Source organism: Streptomyces sp. NPDC002032 (genome assembly GCF_042890765.1).
In the GTDB taxonomy this organism is placed as follows: Bacteria; Actinomycetota; Actinomycetes; order Streptomycetales; family Streptomycetaceae; genus Streptomyces.
This window is the reverse complement of sequence record NZ_JBIASM010000011.1, coordinates 104,752-118,614: the sequence shown is the minus strand read 5'-3', so window position 1 is coordinate 118,614 and position 13,863 is coordinate 104,752. Positions and strand designations below refer to the sequence as shown.

9 protein-coding genes are annotated in these 13,863 nt (G+C 73.8%); 2 read left to right on the top strand and 7 right to left on the bottom strand.

Annotated features, from left to right (window positions below; genetic code table 11):
* Window positions 1–32: 32 nt before the first annotated feature.
* The 4 genes from ACFYYT_RS24845 to ACFYYT_RS24830 form a co-directional block, all read right to left on the bottom strand.
* On the bottom strand, window positions 33–1,508 hold the full coding sequence (locus ACFYYT_RS24845) for a hypothetical protein (RefSeq protein ID WP_351826316.1): 1,476 nt from the start codon (window positions 1,506–1,508) through the stop codon (window positions 33–35).
* Window positions 1,505–3,271, bottom strand: coding sequence for a GT4 family glycosyltransferase PelF (pelF, locus tag ACFYYT_RS24840; protein ID WP_388609281.1), 1,767 nt, complete (start codon window positions 3,269–3,271; stop codon window positions 1,505–1,507). The genes ACFYYT_RS24845 and pelF overlap by 4 nt, the downstream gene beginning before the upstream one ends.
* A 92-nt stretch (window positions 3,272–3,363) precedes the next feature.
* Window positions 3,364–5,502: a hypothetical protein gene (locus ACFYYT_RS24835; RefSeq protein ID WP_351825200.1), complete on the bottom strand. Its 2,139-nt coding sequence runs from the start codon at window positions 5,500–5,502 to the stop codon at window positions 3,364–3,366.
* A 411-nt stretch (window positions 5,503–5,913) separates the two neighbouring features.
* Window positions 5,914–6,438: a hypothetical protein gene (locus tag ACFYYT_RS24830; protein ID WP_351825203.1), complete on the bottom strand. Its 525-nt coding sequence runs from the start codon at window positions 6,436–6,438 to the stop codon at window positions 5,914–5,916.
* Window positions 6,439–7,074: 636 nt separating this feature from the next.
* Between ACFYYT_RS24830 and ACFYYT_RS24825 the strand changes: the two genes are divergently transcribed.
* A complete protein-coding gene (locus tag ACFYYT_RS24825) occupies window positions 7,075–9,633 on the top strand; it encodes an ATP-grasp domain-containing protein (RefSeq protein ID WP_351825206.1) in 2,559 nt (852 codons plus the stop codon).
* Window positions 9,630–10,943, top strand: a complete 1,314-nt coding sequence (locus ACFYYT_RS24820; protein WP_351825209.1) for an MFS transporter — start codon at window positions 9,630–9,632, stop codon at window positions 10,941–10,943. The genes ACFYYT_RS24825 and ACFYYT_RS24820 overlap by 4 nt, the downstream gene beginning before the upstream one ends.
* A gap of 85 nt (window positions 10,944–11,028) precedes the next feature.
* Here the strand turns inward: ACFYYT_RS24820 and ACFYYT_RS24815 are convergent, their stop codons facing one another.
* The 3 genes from ACFYYT_RS24815 to ACFYYT_RS24805 form a co-directional block, all read right to left on the bottom strand.
* Window positions 11,029–12,153 (bottom strand): hypothetical protein, encoded by a 1,125-nt coding sequence (locus tag ACFYYT_RS24815; RefSeq protein WP_351825212.1) that lies wholly within the window; start codon window positions 12,151–12,153, stop codon window positions 11,029–11,031.
* A gap of 253 nt (window positions 12,154–12,406) precedes the next feature.
* The gene (locus ACFYYT_RS24810; RefSeq protein ID WP_351825215.1) at window positions 12,407–12,841 is read right to left on the bottom strand and encodes a hypothetical protein; all 435 of its coding nucleotides are present in this window, start codon (window positions 12,839–12,841) and stop codon (window positions 12,407–12,409) included.
* Between the two features lie 87 nt (window positions 12,842–12,928).
* Complete coding sequence (locus tag ACFYYT_RS24805; RefSeq protein WP_351825218.1) at window positions 12,929–13,777, bottom strand: aldo/keto reductase; 849 nt, start codon at window positions 13,775–13,777, stop codon at window positions 12,929–12,931.
* Window positions 13,778–13,863: the final 86 nt, after the last annotated feature.

The window sequence follows — 13,863 nt, the reverse complement described above, 5'->3', positions numbered from 1 at the left end:
TACGGGTGCGGGCGGTACGGGTGCGGCGGGCGTCAGGCGTGCGGGGCGGGCCGGCCGAGGAGCCGGAGCGTGGCCGCGATCAGACACAGCGCGGCGCCGGCGCAGCAGAGCGGCAGGACGGACGGCCGTGGGTGCGGGCCGAGCAGGGTGACCGCACCGGCGGTGCCCGCGGCGGCGAGGCAGATCAGGGCCGGTGTCCAGGCCACTCCGAAGGCCTGGAGCAGCAGGGCGGTCCACAGGGTGGCCGCGAGCAGGGGCAGGGTGGCGGGCCCGGCCCCGGTCAGCAGGGCGGCGGGCAGCAGCGGGACGGCGTAACCGAGCAGGCAGAGGGCGAGGACGCCGCAGGACCGGAGCCGGAAGGCGCCGGGGGTCGCGGAGCGGGCGAGCGCGCCGGCGGACAGGCCCCGGAAGCGGTAGAGCAGCCATTCGGCGGGCCCCATGCTCACGGTGAGCACGATCACCGCGTACGGTTCCCGGCGGCCCGCCAGCAGCACCAGCAGGGCGGCCGCCAGGCCGAACAGCCCGTACGGGAGGGAGCGCGCGAGCCTGGGTCCGGCGCCCTCGCCGGCCGCGGGCGGGCCGGCGTACTCGCCGCGCAGGGTGCGGGCGGCGACGGCGACGGTGGCGGCCAGGGCCAGGAAGGTCAGTCCGGCGCGCAGCGGCGCGCCGGGTGACCACCAGGGCAGTACGGCGGCGCCCACGACGAGCGGGGAGAGGGCGGCGAGCAGCAGCAGCTCCCGGCCGAGGACGAGCAGGACGCCCGCCGCGGCCAGGTACAGCGACTGTGCGGCGGCCACCCCGAGCATCGCCGGTCCGGGGCCGGTGACGGCGGCGGCCGCGGTCGCGAGTGCGGCGCCGAGCGGTGCCCCGCGCAGCAGGGTGCGGGCGGCTTCGCGCCGGCCCGTGACCATCCACAGGTAGGCGCGGTGGCCGAGGGCCTGGCCCCACGCCCAGGAGACGACGCCCGCGGCGATGATCCCGGCGGCGTGTTCGCCGGGGTGCCACAGGGGTGCGGTGAGCAGGTAGGCGAGGGCGGGGAGCGCGAACAGCACGCCGCGCAGCAGGCAGCGCAGGTGGTCGGGCCGCCACGGGTCGGGCCCGCGGGCCGGCTCGGGGAAGACGCGGGGCACCCGCTCGTAGAGGGCGGCGGCGAGGGAGAAGATGTCGGGGTGGCCGTAGCTGCGGCGGATCGTGTCGGCGGACAGGCCGTCCGCCTCCAGGAGCGCGGCCACTTCGTAGGGGTGCACGGAGGGGCCGACGCGGTCGGCCATCTCGGCGGCCAGCTGGTTGACGGCCTCGCCGTAGTGGACGGGGGCGGGGGCGGGCAGGCGCAGGGCGAGGGTGACGGCCCCCTCCGCCGGGGCCGGTCCGGGCAGGCGCAGACCGAGGGTGACGTGCTCGCCGTCGCCGCGCCGGCGGCGTGCGGTGGGCCGCTTGGGCACGGCCAGCCGCAGCATCAGGGTGTCCTCCTGGCCGCCGGGCGGTTCGAGGTCCATCGGGCCGCTCATCCGGCGAGGCTCCCCGTGCCGGTGACCGCCGGGGTGCCGGCTTCCTCGGACGCGGGCCCGTCCGGTCGGGCCCAGGAGGGTACGGGGCGGCGCGGACGCACGCCGACCGCGGTGCCCGCCCCGGGCGCGGCGTGGGCCGCGGGGGTCTCGGGGGCGCCGGCCCCCCGCGCCGGGGCGGCGTGGGCCGAGGCCGCGTGGGCCGGCGCCGCGTGGGCCGGCGCCGTCGCGGCGGGCTGAGCCGCCGTCGGGGCAGCCGCCGCGTGCGCGGGCGCGGGCGCGGGAGCCGCGGCCACGATGCGGGCCGGGCGGGCGGACGCGCGGGCGAGGGCGGGCAGTTCCAGGTAGATCGACCGGAAGGTGTCGATGGTCTGGCGCAGCGTGAACTGCTCGATCACCCGCAGCCGGGCCGCCTGACCCATCTCCGCCCGCCGGGGGGCGTCCGCCAGCAGCTCCAGCGCGGCGGCGGCCATGGCGGCCGGGTCCCGCGGCGGCACCACCAGTCCGGCCTCGCCCACGGCCTCCCGTACACCGCCCACGTCGGTGGAGACGGTCGCCCGTCCGCACGACATGGCCTCGATGAGGGTGAAGGGGAAGCCCTCGCTGATGCTGGAGAGCATCACGACGTTGCCCGCCGCGTAGGCGTCCTTGATGTCGTCGACGCGGCCCTCGAAGACGACGGCGTCGGCGTGCCCGAGTTCGCGGGCGAGGGCCTCGCACCGCTCCCGGTAGGCCTCTCCGCCGCGCGGGGTGCCGCCGAACAGCCGCAGCCGCGCGTCCGGCACCTGACGCCTGACCACGTCGAAGGCGCGGATCAGGGTCTCCAGGTCCTTGATCGGGTCGACCCGGCCGGCCCAGCTGAGCGTGGGCACCTCCGGCTCGGGCCCGGCGGGCGGGAACGCGGCGGGGTCGACGCCGTTGTACACGGTGCGTATGGACTCCGGCGCGGCGCCGCCCTCCTCCTCCCACAGCCGGTTGTAGCGGTTGCCGGGGGTGATCAGGGCGGCCCTGCGGTAGCTCTCGGCGGCGAGCAGCCGGAAGAAGCCCAGGACGAGGGCCTTGACGGGCCAGCGGTAGGGCGCGGTCCGGTAGCCGATGTAGCGCTCGCGCAGGTAGACGCCGTGCTCGGTGAGCAGCAGCGGGACCTCGTACCGTTCCAGCCCGGCCAGTCCGGGCAGGACGGCGACGCCGCCGCTGACGGCGTGCGCGACGCCGTCGCGCGGTGGCGGCGCGGCGAGCGGGCGCAGGGCGTGTTCCAGCAGGGAGGTGGCGGTGAGCGCGTCGCGCAGGTTCGGCCGGGACTCGCGAACGGACAGCCCGGGCCGGTTCCACACCGCGGCGAGGATGGAGATGGCCCGGTTCCCGCGCAGGAACGGGCTCAGTTCCCCGTCCGCGGCGGCGCGCGCCATCGCGTAGAGCGCCGGGGCGAACCCGGGCTCGGCGGCCGGGTCGAGCAGGGCCGTCAGGAACTGTTCGTATGCGGTGGCCAGCCGGCGCTCGGCGCGCCCGCGCGGCCGCCGGCCCTCGGGGGGCGCGCCCCACATGGGGACCGACCGGACGTGGTGGACGTGCGCGGGGAGCTCCCAGGCCAGGGACTCGCGGCCGGTGCCGGTGACGGCGATGACGTCGAAGTCGAGGTCCGGCATGCCCTGGACGAGCTGGTCGCACCAGACGCTGACACCGCCGTGACTGTGCGGGTAGGTGCCTTCGGTGAGCAGGGTGACGCGCGTCGCGCCGGAACGGGGCGCGCCGTGGTGAACGTGCATGGGTGGGCTCCACGGCCGTTATGTGGGGTGGCAGGTGACGGTCGACCTGGCCGTCCCGGCCGCGCAGGGGCGGCCGGGACTCGCGTACTCCGTCAGTCCCGGGGGGCTGCGGAGCTGTCCGCGCGCAGGGCCGCGGGGACCTGGGTGCGCGGGGCGGGGGCGGTCTGGGGGGCCGGGCGGGCGGAGGCGGCCCGGCCGCCGGGCGCCGCGCCGGGAGCCGCGGGGAGGGTGAAGGTGAGCGGCGCCCCGGCCGAGGCCGTCCAGCCGGAGACCCGGCCGGCGTACGGGCTGCCGTAGGCCGCCGTGCCCTGCTTGCTGCCGGCGAGCAGGGTGGCGGGCACCGCGAGGCCGTTCGGGGCCTGGACGGTGACGGCGTCGCCGATGCGGTACGCGGTGACCTGTCCGCCCCGTACGGCGGCCTTCCAGGCGGCGCGGCGCTGGAGTTCGGCGCCCGCGTCCTTCATCCGGAGGTTCTCCACCGGGGCGTTGTCCGCGAAGAGGGCGGCGTAGCCGTCGAGGACCCCGTTCAGGACGGGGTAGGCGATGCGCTCCTCGGCGAGGTTGGACTGGTGGATGAAGTGCGGCTTCGGGTCGTTGGACAGGACGTGACCGAGCGCGGTGCGCACTTCCTGCGGCACGATGTGCTGGGCGTACCCGGTGGCGGTGTCCAGCGGTGCGGGCAGGCAGGTGGTGGTGTCCGCGTGGTCCTCGCAGATGCCGCTGCCGCCCTGGGAGCGGCGGGTGTAGATCCAGTTGTACTCGTCGGCCTGCTCGACGGCCTTGCCCGCGTTGTAGAAGACGTTGATCGGGTAGCGGGCGACGGTGGAGGCGGGGCCGACGGGGCGCTGCTCCGGGTCGCGGGAGTTGTCCGAGGCGAGCCACTTGACGCCGTTGTCGGCCAGGGCGAGCGCCAGGTTGGGGTTGTCCTGGGGCTGCTGCGGGAGCAGCTTCATGCCGGAGTGCTCACCGGTGACCAGTTCGTCGTTCTGCAACGGCAGTCCGGAGGTCTGGCCCCAGACGCGGTTGAGCGCGATCTCGTCGTCGATCGCGGTGCGGCTGACCCACTTGGTGGAACCGCCCGGGTTGGTGGCGCACTTCCACGGGACCGTGCTGACGTCCTGCTCGCAGCCGAGGTAGGCGTGCGTGTAGGTGTGGTTCACCCAGCGGAAGCGGTCGCGCTGGGCGATGAGGGTGTCGGCGAGCGCGTCGGCGCCGTTGTTGTCCTCGCGCTGGTCCAGGCTGCCGGCCCCGTTGTAGACCATGTCGAGGGTGAACCCGTGGGCGGTCTGCCAGTCGGCGGCGTAGGTGGCGTCCGCGGCGGACATCCGGATCGGGCTGGGGGTGCCGCCGCCGTGCGCGCAGTCGACGTCGCCGGGTGTGCAGTTGAGCACGCTGTCCCAGCGGTCGTCGGCGGCGAAGACGTCGTCGACGTGCACGGAGAAGTAGTTGCGGGAGGCGCCGAGGTGGACGCCGCCGGTCATCCACTCGACGATGCCGCGGGCGAGCAGGCGGAACTGCTGCTGGTACTGGTTGTAGACGAAGGTGACGACGAGTTCGCGCCGTCCGTCGTGCCGGTATTCGCCGACGAGGGAGCCGCGTCTCGGCGTGCCGGGTATGGGGGCGTCGACGTAGGTGGTGAAGTCGGCTCCGGGCGCGGGCTGGGCGAGGTAGGCGTAGCTCTCGCCGACGGTGGGCGACGTGTCCTCGAAGGGGACGGTGCCGTCGAGGTAGGCGAAGGGGCCCGCGCTGCCGGCCGCGGTGACGCCGGCCGGCACTCCGTCGAGGCTCCCCGCGTAGCCTCCGGCGGCGAAGTACTGGAGGCCGACCTGGGGCCGGGAGTAGGTGTAGGCGTCGACCTGGGGGATGCCGTACGTCTGCTCGTAGGCGCTCAGGGCGGCCATTTCGGCCGAACCGGCCGTGAAGGGGTTGTCGTTGGGCAGGACGACCGCCTGGAACTTGGCGCGCGGCCGGCCGTCGACCGTGTCGGCGAGGAAGGCGGCGTCGATGGTGGGCCGCCCCCCTCGGGTGAGGTCCACCGTGGTGTACGGGGTCCCGGCCGAGTCCAGTTCGGCCGCGATGGCCGCGGTGGCGGGGCCTCCGTCGGTCACGACCAGCACCCGCAGGTCGGTGCGGGGTGCGGGGGTGTCCGCCTGTGCCGGCCCGGCGGGTAAGCCGAGTGCGGCAACGAGCGTGCCCACCGTGAGCAGGGCGGTGCGAATGGTCCGCTTCATGCGGTGAAGTCCCCTCCCAAGGCAGGGGTGAGCGCGGCTCCCGCGGAGCGGACGCACCCCCCTTGTGCGACGCCGGCGCCCCCTCAGAAGCCAGTCGTCGACACATCCGTCGCGTCACATGGTGATGTCTCTGTGTAGCGTTTGTGATGGTCTTGCGGAAAGCGGCGGAAAAGAGCAGGCGCACAACGGGGGCGCACGGCGGGAGCGGTTGAGGGACCGTGGCGGGTCCGGCGCGGCGGCGCGCGGGGGGCCCGGCAGCGCGCCGGAGAAGCGCGCTGGTCCGGGCCCCGAGTGGAGGTGTGTGCGGACCGGGTCGGTCCGCAGGCCGGGCTTCCGTGGTCGAGACCATCTGGATGCCCGGCCTCCGGTCATTTCAAGCCAACACCCGTGGGGCGGTGGCCGGCCGGTCCGTCAGGCGCAGAGCACGCGGGTCTCGGGGGTGTACACCGGGCCGCCGGTGGTGTTGCTGCTGTCGCTGAACTCGGCGTAGTAGTAGCTGTAGAAGCCGATGTTGCCGTTGCAGCCGGAGTCGGCGGCGACCTTGAGGGTCAGCGTGACGGTGCGGCTCTGGCCGGGCGGGATGGTGGCGCCGTAGTTGCCGCCGAGGTTGGCCGGACCGGTGCCGGAGCAGGCGGCGGGGCCGGAGGCGGTGGCCACGGAACAGCCGGTGAAGCTGTACTTCAGGTCCGGGCGCTGGTTGGTCAGCCAGGTGGGGTCGATCGTCTGGTAGATGAACCAGACGTCGTAGCTCTTGTTGTTGGTGAGCGTCATCGACAGCTGCACCGTGCCACCCGGTGTGGTCGTGGCACTGCTCGTGCTGAAGGTCAGCGCGGCCGGCGCCGGGTCGGCGCTCGCGGCGGGGGCGAGGCCGAACACGGCGAGGACGAAGGCGAGGACGGCGGCGAGGCCCAGGCGGCCCGTCAGAGGTGATCTCATGGCCCCGGAGGCTAGGGCGAACACGCGTACGCCGTCTGCCCCTCCGGCCACGGCGCGGACGCGGATCGGCCGGAAGTGTTCCTCCGGTGGAGGGTCTGCGGGGAAGCCGTGAAGGAAGATCACACAACGTATACGGGCAGCACACGGACCGTACCGCAGGCATGGGACAGGCGCACACCCCCCGGCGGGCGGGGACCCTCCCGTTTGGCGCACACCCGACGTTCGGGGCGGGCCCGGCCGGCGGGCGGGCGCCCGAGCGGGACTCCAGTCCGGGCCGAGCGGGACACCAACGCCGCGCTATGTCGTTTGGCTACGTTTCGAACACCGATGGCACGGCCGGCACGCGAGGGGGAAGAACGTGAAGCAGCCCCGCACCGTCCGCGCCCCCGAGGCCCCCCTCGTCCGTCCGACGGTGCTCACCGCCGGATCCGCACGCCCCGCGCTCCCCTCCGTCACCGACGCGCGGGCGTCCGCACGCAAGGCCGCCTCCAACTCCCCCGCCGACAGGGCCCGTCGGGCGCGCTCACGGAGCCCCGCGCCCGCCCCCCGTCCTTGCGGCCACCCACCCGAACGCTTCCCGCCCACCACCCCGTACGAGCACGAGTTCCCTGCTGACGCAGGGGGAGATGAGAGCGAATGAACCCCGAGCGCACGCTGGTGCTCGTCGGCGCGACCGACGAGACCGTGCGGAAGGCCCACGACCTGGGTCTGAGCGTGCTGTTGCTCCAGCATCCGACCAAGGTGAGCGAGGAGCAGAACCGGACCGTGGCGGCCGTCGAGGTCGTGGACTACACGGACTGGACCCTGGTCGAGCCCCTGGTGCGGGCCTGGCACGAGAGCCCCGGCTTCGCCGCGGCCACCTCCCTGACCGAACCGGGGCTCGAAGCGGCGGGCCGGATCAACGACCTGTTCGGCCTCGGCGGCACCGGCTACGAGGTCACCGCCCGGATCCGGGACAAGGCCGCGATGCGGCGGTACGTCGCCGAGCACGACCCCGAGCACGCGGTGGGCGCCCGCTCCCTGCGTACCCGTGAGGACCTGGACTCCTTCGGGGAGTCGTACGGCTTCCCCTTCATCGTCAAGCCCGTCGACGCCACCGCGAGCATCGGGGTGCAGCGGGTGGAGGGACCGCAGGACACCGCCCGCGTCTGGGACGAGGTGACCCGGCTCTCCGGGACCCGGACCGACCGGGTGTCCTCCCTGTTCGTCCTGCGGGACTTCCTGATGGAGGAGTTCCTGGACGGCCCCGAGTTCAGCGTCGAGTCCTTCAGCTTCGCGGGCCGCCACGTGGTCGTCACGATCACGGAGAAGTTCACCTCCGACGGCCACTTCGCCGAGCTGGGCCACGCGGTCCCGGCCCGGCTGTCCGCGCAGGACGAGGACGCGGTCCGGGACGCGGTGGGCGGCTTCCTCGACGTGATGGGCCTGCGCGACGGGGTGTGCCACACCGAGGTGCGCCTCACCGCCAAGGGCCCGCGCGTGATCGAGGGACACAACCGGATCGGCGGCGACGCCATCCCGGAGCTGGTGCAGAGCGCGTTCGGCGTGGACCTGAGCACGCTCGCCCTCGCCCACCCCTTCGGCCTGGCCGAGGAGCTGCCCGACCGGCCGCAGCCGCGCGGGGGCGCCTGCGTGCGCACCCTGGTCGGCGCGCCCGGCACCCGTGTGGAGTCCGTCGCCGGGATCGAGGAGGCGCGCGCCGCGGAGGGCGTCATCGACGTCCGCGTCAGCGCCCGGCCCGGCGACGACGTACGGGCGCTCAAGGACAACTGGGACCGGCTCGGCCTGATCGCCGTCGCGGCGCAGGACGCCACGGCCGCGATACGCCGCGGCGCGGAGGTGATACGCGAGCACATACGCGTCACCCTCGCCCGGCCCGACGGCACGACCGTGCTGGCGGAGCCGGCCGAGGTCGAGCGGCCCACGAACCTGCTGATCCTGCACCGCAACCCGCTGGGGCCGTTCCCCTACCGGTCCTGGCTGCCGGAGCACACCGGCGACATCGTCGTGCTGGCCGACCGCGGCAAGATCGAGCTGGCGGGCGAGAAGGTCCCCGACGGCCCCCTCGACTACACCCGCCTGGAGATCTTCGACGACTTCGACGCGGACGAGGTGGAGGCCCGCGCCGTCGAGCTCATCACCGAGCACGGCATCACGGGCGTGACGGCGCTGCACGAGGCGGACATGCTGCTGGCCGCGCGGCTGCGCGAGCGCTTCGGCCTGCCCGGCGCCTGGCACGACGACGTGATGCCGTTCCGCGACAAGGTGCTGATGAAGGAGCGCGCGCAGGAGGCGGGCATCGAGATCGCCGCCTGGGCCCAGCCGGCGACCGCGGACGAGGCCCGCGCCTTCGTCGCCGAGCAGGACTTCCCGGTGGTGTTCAAGCACCGCCACGGCTTCAACTCCGTGGGCCTGCGCATCCTGCACGACGCGGAGGCCTTCGAGGAGTGCCTGACGGAGGTGTACGGCGCGGGCGAGCGGGACGACGTCCTGCTGGAGGACTTCGTGCCGGGCCGCATGTGCCACGTGGACGGTCTGGTGGTCGACGGGCGGGTGGCGCTGGCCTGGCCCTCGCAGTACCAGTACGACCTGGCCTCCTTCGGCTCCGACGCGGGCCCGCGCATCGACCTCACCCTGGACGTGGACGACCCGCTCACGCCGCGGCTGCTCGGCCTGGCCGACGAGGTCCTCGCCGCGCTGTCCCCCGAGGCTTCCCGGCTGCGCGACTACTCCTTCCACATGGAGGTCTTCCACACCCCGGACGACCGTCTGGTGCTCTGCGAGAGCGCCTGCCGTCCGGGCGGTGCCAAGATCCGTGAGGTCTTCGACGCGCTGTTCGGCGTGCACCTCGGCGAGTACGCCGTGCGCGTCGACGCCGGGCACGCGGCGCCCGGGGGCGTGACGGCGCGGGACGACGCGGCGGGACTGCCGGCGCCCCGGTGCATGGCGGGACAGGCGCTGATGATGAAGCAGCCGGGGCTGGTGCGCGCGCTGCCGCCGCTGCCCGAGGAGCCGTGGCTCGCCGGGTTCTGGCTGTACGCCGAGGTGGGCCAGGTCATCGCCCCGGCCTCGGGTTCCTCCGACTTCCTCGCCGCCGCGGTGGGCACGGCGCCGGACCGCACGGAGTGCGAACGGCGACTGCGCGCGCTCGGGGAGTGGGTCCGCGAACACAGTGAGATCGGGGACGCACCATGAGCAAGGTCCGCCTGTCGGCGAAGACGCGCTACATGCTCGGCATGGTGGTCGACGCCACCGGTGCCGGCATGTACCTGCCCCTGTCCCTGCTGTACTTCCATCACGTCACCGGGCTCCCGCTGACCCAGGTCGGCACCCTGATGACGGCGGCCGCCGTGATCGGCCTGGTCAGCAACCCGGCGGCGGGCGTCCTGATCGACCGGTTCGGCGCCCGCGCGGTCGTCACCGGCGGATACCTGCTGCGGGCCGCGGGGTTCTGCACGTACCCGCTGGTGGACAACGGCGTCACGATGTTCGCCGTGATCCTGCTGGTCGCGCTCGGCGACACCTCGTACCCGCCCGCGATCCAGTCGTTCATCGCGGAGTTCGTCAAGGGCACGGAGCGGGACAAGCTGCTCGCCGCGCAGCGCAGCCTGCGCAACGCCGGTCTGGGCGTGGGCGGTCTCCTCGCGGGTGCGGTGCTGGCCCTCGGCAGCGACGCGTTCTACTACGTGATCGTGCTCTGCGCGGCCGCCGGTTACGTACTGGCGGCGGTGTGCTTCGGCTCGATCCCGATCCCGAAGGCGACCGGTCCGGCCACCCGGGTCTCCCGCAAGGGCGGCTACCGGCTGGTGGCGCGGAACCGGCCGTTCCTTGGCCTGACCCTGCTCAACGTGCCGACGGCCTTCGGCTACACGGTGCTCGCGGTCGGCATACCGGCATACGTGACCCAGGACCTGGGGGCCTCGACCTCGCTGGTGGGCGTCCTGTACGCGGTCAACACGGTCGGGATCGCGCTGTTGCAGATCCCGGTCACACGGGCCCTGGTCGCCTTCCGCCGCACACGCGCCGTCGCGCTGGGCGCGGTGGTGTTCGCGTCCTCGTTCGTGGCGTTCGCGGTCCTCGCGGCGGTGGGCAACAAGTCGGTGATCCTGATCGGGGTCTTCGTCGCGACGGCGCTGTTCACGGCGGGCGAGCTGATGCACGGCGCCACGGCCTCGGCCCTGTGCGCGCAGGCCGCGCCGGAGGAGACCCGGGGCCGTCACCTCGCGGTCTACCAGCTGTCGTGGGCGGTGCCCAGCGCCCTGGCCCCGGCCGTCCTGACGGCGCTGCTGACCCTGTCGCCGACGGCGATGTGGCTGGTGCTCGCCGTCGGGGCGACGGTCTCGGCCGTGGGCGTCCTGCGCCTGGAGCCCAAGCTTCCGGCGGAGGCGGTCCATCCGCAGCCGCGTCCGGGGCCGGACGCGCCGGCGACCGAGGCGGAGCCCGCCTCCGTATCCGTACCGGTATCCGTGACCGAGCCCGGCACCGCGGCGGCGGCCCGGACCTGACGGCTACGGCCCTGGCCCCCCGCCCACGACTCCGCCCGGACCGCTGTGACGCGGCCCGGGCGGAGTCGTTCCCCTCGTGTACGGGCTACTGCGGGGGCGCGGGCGGGGCGGGCGGGGCGGCCGGGGCGGGGGCCGGAGCCGGTGCCAGGTCCGCGAGGATCGCCTCGGCCAGGCCCTCGCGGCGGATCCGCTGGTCCACGTACAGCAGGCCGCTGACCAGCTGGCCGAAGCCGATCTGGAAGACCTGGCTGACGGCTGCGCCGACGACCGCGAGGAGGGCGGCGGCGACGATGCCGGCGATCAGCCCTCCCGAGGGCCCGCCGCCGTCCTGGGGCTGAGTGATCATGGCCGGGATCAGCGCGAACGTGCCGATGAGGTTGAACGGCAGCTGGATCACCCACGCGACCACCCCGGCGAGCAGGGCACCGACGAGGGTGATGCCGAGGATCCGCCACCCGTCGCCCCGCACGAGCGCGGCCGAGCGGCGCAGCGCGGTGAGCGGACCCGCGTTCTCCAGGACCACGGCGGCCGAGGCGAAGCTGAACCGGACGTTGAGCCAGACCGACAGCGGGAAGGCGATCAGGAGCAGCACGGGCAGGAGCACGAGGAGCAGGGACGCCCCGTCGCGGGAGTCCGTGGCGGCCACCAGCGGCACCCACACCGCCAGGACGACGAGCATCGGCGCGGCGGCCGTCAGGGCGCCGAGGAACACCGCACCGGCGACCGCGGGAGCCCGCCGCAGCGAGGCGCGCCACATCGGGCGGAAGCGGGTGGGGCGGCCCGTCACGGCCTCCTTGAGGACCGCGGGGCAGAGCGCGCAGATCACGGCCATGCCCAGCATGCCGATGACGAGGAGCAGCGCGAACACCGTGGCGCCCGCGACGAGCAGCGGCACGACGTGCTCGGACGCCGGGTCCTCGCCGTACGGCGGGTCGAAGACGGGGTCGAAGTGCTGGTGGACGGCTGCCACGGCGATGCCCACGACGAGGGCCATCACCGGCAGGACGAAGGCCTGCACGGCGAGGACGACCCCGAGGACCGCCTTCCAGTGGCGGCGGAGGGTCTGGAACGCTCCGCCGAGTATGTCCCCGAGGGCGAGCGGCCGCAGCGGGATCACCCCCGGCTGGGGCGCCGCCGGCGCCATGCCTCCCCACTGCGGGGCCCCGGCCCAGCCGCCCCCGTACCCGTGTGGCCCGCTGTTGTGCGTCATGCCTGTGCTCCGTTGCGTCGTCCCCCGATGGAACGCACAACATAACCCGGTTGATCAGGGACATGGCAGCCGCGGGTGGGGTCGGGCCAAGGAGCCGGGGATCACCGCCCCATGGTGTTCATCAGGACGATGGCCGCGATGTTGGCGAGGATGACGCCGATGACACCGATGATCGCCGCCCAGGCCCTCTGCGATTCGTCGAGCTGCACGTGCCGCCTCCTGCGTCACGGCGACGACGGGCCGTTCCCGGTCGTCACCACTTGTCGTGGCAGTTCCAGTGGCCCGGCACCCAGTAGCTGCTCTGGTGGCCGGGGACCCAGTGCTTCTCGTACCAGCCGTGGCTCTTCCAGCCGTGGTGCCACTTGCCCTCGTGCCACGTCTTCTCGTAGTGGCCCCTGACCCAGGTCTTGCCCCAGTGGCCGCGTTCCCAGGTACAGCGGTTGTTGTGGTGGTCCCCCCGGTTCCGGTTGCCGTCGTGGCGGTCGTCCCGGTTGCCGTTGCCGTTGCCGTTGTCGTTCCGGTTGTGGTCGTCGCCGGGGACGGAGGTGACCGGTGAGGAGGCGGTGGACGGGGCCGCGGCCGGTGCGGCCGACGCGCCGCCGGTGGCGCCGAGCGCGGCGCCCCCGGCGACCAGACACGTCGTGGCCACGCCCACGGCGGCGCGGCGGAAGCGGATGGAACGCTTCATGAATCTCATCTCCTACGCCCCCACGGATGACCTGCTGCGGCGCCGTTCGCGTGGAGGGTTGGTAAAACTCATGTAAATGCGTAGAAATTATACATTCAGGACGACACTCCCGAGCCGGCTGACCATCTCCGGGTCGCGGTGGTCGAAGAACAGCGACCTCCCGGTGTCCAGGGCGGCGATGGCTTCCATCTGGTCGTCCGTGAGCCGGAAACCAAAGACGTCGAGGTTCTCCGCCATGCGCTCCGCCCGGACGGACTTGGGGATCACGACCACTCCCCGCTGCACGAGCCAGCGCAGGACGACCTGCGCCACGGACTTGTCGTGCGCGGCGGCGATCCGCGTCAGCACCGGGTGGGTGAAGAGGCCGTTGCGGCCCTCCGCGAACGGGCCCCAGGATTCGATCTGCACCCCGCGCTCGCGCATCAGCTCCTGGTCCGCGGTGCGCTGGTAAAAGGGGTGGGTCTCGACCTGGTTGACGGCCGGGGTGATCTCGTTGTGGTCCATCAGGTCCACCAGCCGGTCCCCGTGGAAGTTGGAGACCCCGATGGCCCGGACGCGGCCCTCGTGCTGGAGCCGCTCCATGGCGCGCCAGGACCCGTACACGTCCCCGTAGGGCTGGTGGATCAGGTACAGGTCGAGGTGGTCCAGGCCGAGCTTGCGCAGGGAGGTCTCGAAGGCCCGCGCGGCCTTCTCCTCCCCGGCGTCGGAGATCCAGAGCTTGGTGGTGACGAAGAGGTCCTCGCGCGGGATGCCGCTGCTGCGGATCGCGCGCCCGACGGCCTCCTCGTTCCCGTACGCGGCCGCCGTGTCGAGGGAGCGGTATCCGGCGGCGAGGGCGTCGGCGACGGCGCGCTCGGTCTCGGCGGGCGGGATCTGGTAGACGCCGAAGCCGAGGACCGGCATGTCGACACCGTTGTTCAGGGTGACGGTCTCCATGGGGGCTCCTTGTTCCGTGTGCGCGGCACGTGACACCGGGCACGTGGCACCCGCGGCGCGGGCGCGTGCACACATACCCGCCCGGC